3 protein-coding genes are annotated in these 5,063 nt (G+C 71.9%); all 3 read right to left on the bottom strand.

The window, feature by feature from the left end:
* Positions 1–1,306 (bottom strand): glycosyltransferase family 2 protein (locus GKQ77_RS27360; protein WP_219691604.1); only part of this gene is annotated, 1,306 nt, incomplete at its 3' end.
* On the bottom strand, positions 1,303–3,627 hold the full coding sequence (locus tag GKQ77_RS27355) for a CDP-glycerol glycerophosphotransferase family protein (protein WP_219691605.1): 2,325 nt from the start codon (positions 3,625–3,627) through the stop codon (positions 1,303–1,305). The genes GKQ77_RS27360 and GKQ77_RS27355, both read right to left, overlap by 4 nt.
* 23 nt (positions 3,628–3,650) lie before the next feature.
* The coding region (locus GKQ77_RS27350) for a CDP-glycerol glycerophosphotransferase family protein (protein WP_219691603.1) at positions 3,651–5,063 on the bottom strand (1,413 nt) is incomplete at its 5' end.

Below are 5,063 nucleotides of genomic sequence, written 5' to 3'. Positions count from 1 at the left end.
GGTCCAGGCGGAACGGGGTCTTCATGCGGCGCCGGCCGGGGGCCAGGAGCACCGTCGCCACCTGGGGGCCCACCGGCAGACGCAGGCCCGGGTCGTAGGTGCGGATGGTCAGGTCCACCGAGGCGCCGGGGCCGCGCTCGATGCGCGTGATCTCGTGGCGGAACTGCGCGCTCGGGAACGGCCGGGAGTCCAGGCCCTGGTCGGAGAGGTCGAGTTCGGCGCGGGCCCGGTCCGTCTCCGGGACCCGCCCGCCCCAGTAGACACGGCCCTCGGCGTCCACGGCCGTCTCGCGCGGCGCCACCCCGTGGCCCAGGCCCCGCGCCGCGAGCCGGGCATCGGCCAGGCGGTGGTCGCGGACCAGCTGGAGGACCACCCGTTCGGCTCGGGGGAGGCGGGCGTACGCGCCCGGGGACAGCTCCGCCAGGTAGGGGTTCACTATTCGCGCGAAGCCTGACAGCCACTCCTCGTCGCGGAACGGGAGATCCCCCGCGTACATCCGGAAGTCATGCTTCAGGAATTTGTAGTCCTTCGCTTCCTTGATCCCCTCGTGGCCGCTCGTCCGCAAGAAGTCGTCTATCAGGCGCTGTACGTGGATCCGGTCCCGTACGTTCGTCAGCTTGTGGCGCTGGTTCGAGATCGACGCCGACTCCGCCGCCTCGTAAGGCGCTATGTACCAGCGGTAGACCGGGTCCGGGATCACCGTGAAACACTTCGCCAGGCAGTACGCCTGCGCCGAGAAGAGCTGGTCCTCGTAGTGGATGCCCTCCGGGAACCGCAGGCCGTTGCGGTCCAGGAACTCCCGGCGGTACATCTTGCTCGTCGAGAGGTGTTCGAAGAGCAGCGCGGGCTCGGACTCGATGCCCTCCACCGTGCGGCGCTCCGCCACCAGATGCGGCATCCACGTCGAGGTGCGGCCCGTGTCCACCCGTACCCGCTCCACCGCGCCCATCGCGAAGTCCACCTCGCGCTCGCGGTGCGCCGCGAGCAGCAACTCGACTGCCCGCTCGGGGAGTTCGTCGTCGCTGTCCAGGAACATCAGGTACGGGGCGCGCGCGATCTCCAGCGCGCGGTTGCGCGGCGCGCTGCACCCGCCGCTGTTCTCCGGCAGGCGGAGGTAGCTGACGCGGTCGTCCTCCGCCGCCAAGCGGCGGGCCACCTCGGGGGTGTGGTCCGTCGAGTGGTCGTCGCTGATGATGATCTCGATGTTCGCGTGCGTCTGGCGGCGCAGGGAGGCCACCGCGCGCGGCAGGCGGTCCGCGTCGTTGTAGACGATCACCGTCACGGTGACATCGGGGGTGCGGGTCATCGCTGCGTCGCCTCCTCGGGCGTCGGGGCCGGGATGCGCTCGCCGACCGGGGTCACGGGCGGCAGGGACTCCTCGCTCTCGCCGAGGAAGACACGGCGTACGACCCGCTCGGCGGCGCGCCCGTCGTCGTACTCGCAGAAGCGCTCGCGGAACACCTTGCGGGCCTTGGTCGACTCCTCGTCGCGCCAGGCCTCGGAGGTGAGGAGATCCGTCAACTCCTCCTGCGTGCGCGCCACTTGGCCGGGCGCCTCCGCCGGCAGGTCGAAGTAGACGCCGCGCGTGGTGGCGTACGTCTCCCAGTCGTCGGCGTAGATGACGATCGGGCGGTCCAGGTTGGCGTAGTCGAACATGATCGACGAGTAGTCCGTGATCAGCGCGTCCGCCGCGAGGGACAGGTCCTCCACCGGGTCGTAGGACGAGACGTCGATGATCCTGCCGCTCCTGCGCAGCCCCGCGAGCGGCGAGGCCGTGCCGCCGTAGAAGTAGTGGCCGCGCACGAGCAGGACGGTGTCGTCGCCGAGGCGGTCGGCGAGCGTGGCCAGGTCCAGGCGCGGGGTCCAGGCCGCCTCGTAGTCGCGGTGGGTGGGCGCGTAGAGGATCGCCCGCTTGCCGGGCGCGATGCCGAGCCGCTCGCGGATCGCGCGGATGTCGGCGGCCGTCGCGCGGTAGAAGACGTCGTTGCGCGGATAGCCGTGGTCGAGGGACTCGTAGCGTGACGGATACGCGCGCTCCCACATCTGCGTGGAGTGGCTGTTCGCGGAGACGCTGTACGTCCACTTGTCGACGCGGGCCAGCAGGCTGTGGAAGTTCAGGCCCTTGGCGGCGGCCGGGTAGTCGAGCTGGTCGAGGCCCATGCGCTTGAGCGGCGTGCCGTGGTGGGTCTGGACGTGGATCGCGTCGGGGCGCTTGACGACCGCGTTGGGGAAGTTGACGTTGTTGACCAGGTACTTGGCACGGGCCATCACCTCCCAGTAGCGGCGCGTGCCGGGCACGATGTGGTCGGTGCCGGGCGGCAGCAGCGGTACGTTCGCCGCCGCGACGACCCACACCGGGTGGATGTGCGGCGCGAGTTCTGCGAGCTTGGCGGCGATCGCGGCCGGGTTGCAGGCCACGCCCCGGTCCCAATAGGCCGTGAACACGGCCAGGTTGGGGTCGACGGGGCGCTCCAGCTCCCTTCGGTAGCGCAGGTCGCGGACCTTCAGGCCCACCTTGTGCTTGCGCGAGACAACCGCCGACCTGAGCTTGCGGCGCTGCTGGTTGGCGGTCTGGAACGTGCGGTACTTCGTGTACGCGTCCTCTTCGAGGATGCGGCGCCGCACGCCTTCGAGACCGCCCGGGCGCTGGTGGCCCTCGGGGCGCCACGCGACGGCGGCCTTCGAGGCGCGGTGGAAGAACTCCCTGCGCACGGGTTCGGGTAGCTTCTCGCGGGCGGCGACGCGCAGGCAGTCGCCGACCATGACGTCGTAGAGCGCGGCGCGGGGCGGTGCCGGGAGGCCGAGGTGGGCGGCGAGGGCGAGCAGTGACTCGTAGCGCGCGATGACGCCGAAGCGGGCCTCGGGCGGCCCCGAAGGCAGGCTTTCGGCCCGCAACTCCCGTACATTCAGGGCGACTTGGTCGAGCGCGGCGATACGGCCCGCGAGGAGCAGGGCCGCGTACGCGGTGTACGTCTCGTCCTCTCCGGCCAGTTGACCGGCGTGCGCCCGCCAGAAGTCCGCGCGCAGCACGCGGTTGCCGAGCAGGGGCGTGACCCGCAGCAGGTCCGGGCAGTCCGCGAGCGGCAGCGCCCTGCGGGCCTGCTTGGCGAGGTACTTGCCGTCGGGGCTCGGCATTCCCCGGTGCCGCCAGGTGGAGCGGACGTGGTCGACGACGAGCACGTCGGCGTCACTCGCGCCTTTCGTGCCGTCCGCGCCGGTCGCCCTGGTCGTGCCGCCCGCGCCGGTCGCGTCCCCGGCGAGGTCGGCGAGGTCGGCCACGCGGTCCGCGAGCGTGCGGGGCGCACCCGTCGGCACGGTGTCCTTGCTGTGCACGAAGTGCAGCCAGCGGCCGGTCGCCCGCTCGGCGCCCGCGGTACGCGCCGCGCCGTCGCCCGTGCCCTCGGGCAGCGGTACGACGGTGACGCCGGGCCGGTCCGCCGCCGCGGCCTGCGCGGAGGCGCCCACGGCGGCGACGATCACCTCGACGCCGGGGGAGGACTGCGCGGCGAGGGCGTCAAGGCCGGCGGCCAGGTGGCCCTGGACGTTACGGCCGTGGACGACCACGCTCAGCACGGGCCCCGCGGTGTCGATCCGCTCGGGTCCCCGGGTCTCGCTGCGCTCGGGCATGGCGGTGTCCCCCTCCTCGGTGTTCATGCGGTCGCCGTCCCTCGGTGGGCGAGCATCCGGTCCACCACGCGGCGCGCGGCCCGGCCGTCGTCCAGGTCGCAGAAGTCGGCGCGGAACTCGTCGTACGCCTTCCCGTACTCCTTCTCGTACAGCTCGCTCTCCGCGTTCAGGTCCCGCAGCGCGGCGATCAACTCGTCGGAGGTCGGGAGAAGCGGGCCCGGCGCGCGCTTCTCGAAGTCGAAGTAGAAGCCGCGCAGCCGGTCGCGGTAATGCTCCAGGTCGTACGTGAAGAAGAGCATCGGACGGCCCGTCACGGCGAAGTCGAACATCACCGAGGAGTAGTCGGTGACCAGGACGTCCGCGATCAGGAGCAGGTCCATGATGTCCGGATAGCCCGCGACATCCCATACGAAGCCGTCGCCCGCGCCCGGCACCGGCTCCACGATGTGGGCGTGCGGGCGGATCAGGAGGACGTGGTCGTCGCCCAGTTCGTGGCGCGCCTTCTCCAGGTCGACGCGGAGGTCGAGGAGGAAGCCGCCGCGGTGGCGCTGCTTGTCCTCGCGCCAGGTCGGGGCGTAGAGGATGACCCTTTTGCCGTCGGGCAGGCCGAGGGCGTGGCGTACGCGTGCGGCCCGCTCGGCGCGGTCCGGGGCGAGCAGGACGTCGTTGCGGGGGTAGCCCGCCTCCAGGAGTTCGCCGGCCGCGTCGTCACCGTCGCCGCCGAACCGGAAGGCGCTGCGCATGATCGGCGTGCTGAACCGGTTCGGGGAGAGCAGCATCGACCACTGGCGGCGCTCGCGGTCCAGGTCCATGAGGTACTGCGTGCTCGCGAAGTGGTCGTTGTCGAAGTCGAAGCCGATCCGCTTCAGCGGGGTGCCGTGCCAGGTCTGGATGATCTGCTGGCCCTCGCGCCGCTCCAGCCAGCGCGGGAAGTGTGTGTTGCCGACGAGGTAACGGGAGCGGGCCATCGCCTCGTAGTACTCGGGGCTGTGCACGCGCACCGCCTTCGCGGTCGGCGGGACCTCGCACTGGCCGTCCTTGACGACCCACAGGTGTTCGACCGGCAGGCCGCGGTGGACCATCTCCTCATGGATGGCGCGCGGGGAGTCGCCGTACATGCGGCCGCCGAAGACGTCGTACAGGACGGCCTCGCGCAGCGGCTCGTGGCGGGCGGTGGGGTAGGCCTCGGTGCGGAGCCGGGTCTGGCGGTAGCGGCTGCGCTCGTCGGGGCGCAGCTCGGAGTGGGCCATCAGGGCCAGCTGGTCGTACTGGCGGGCCTGCAGCTCCACGCGCTTGCCGTGCGCCGTGACCTCCAGGGGGAGGTGGGCGTGGACGGGCGGGGCGAGCTGGACCGCGGTGCGGGTGCCGTCCGGCTGCTGGATGGACGGCCACCAGAAGCCGGCGCGGAGGGGGGTCCCGGTGGCGTAGTGGTGGGT

The sequence above is a fragment of the Streptomyces anatolicus genome, assembly GCF_019400875.1.
GTDB classification, from domain to species: domain Bacteria; phylum Actinomycetota; class Actinomycetes; order Streptomycetales; family Streptomycetaceae; genus Streptomyces; species Streptomyces anatolicus.
The sequence above is the reverse complement of the archived record's forward strand: the minus strand, read 5'-3'. Positions and strand labels throughout refer to the sequence as shown.

Bases quoted from the DNA above. Each gene is read 5' to 3' on its own strand.
- GKQ77_RS27355 (WP_219691605.1), bottom strand. From the start codon at position 3,627: ATGCCCGAGCGCAGCGAGACCCGGGGACCCGAGCGGATCGACACCGCG.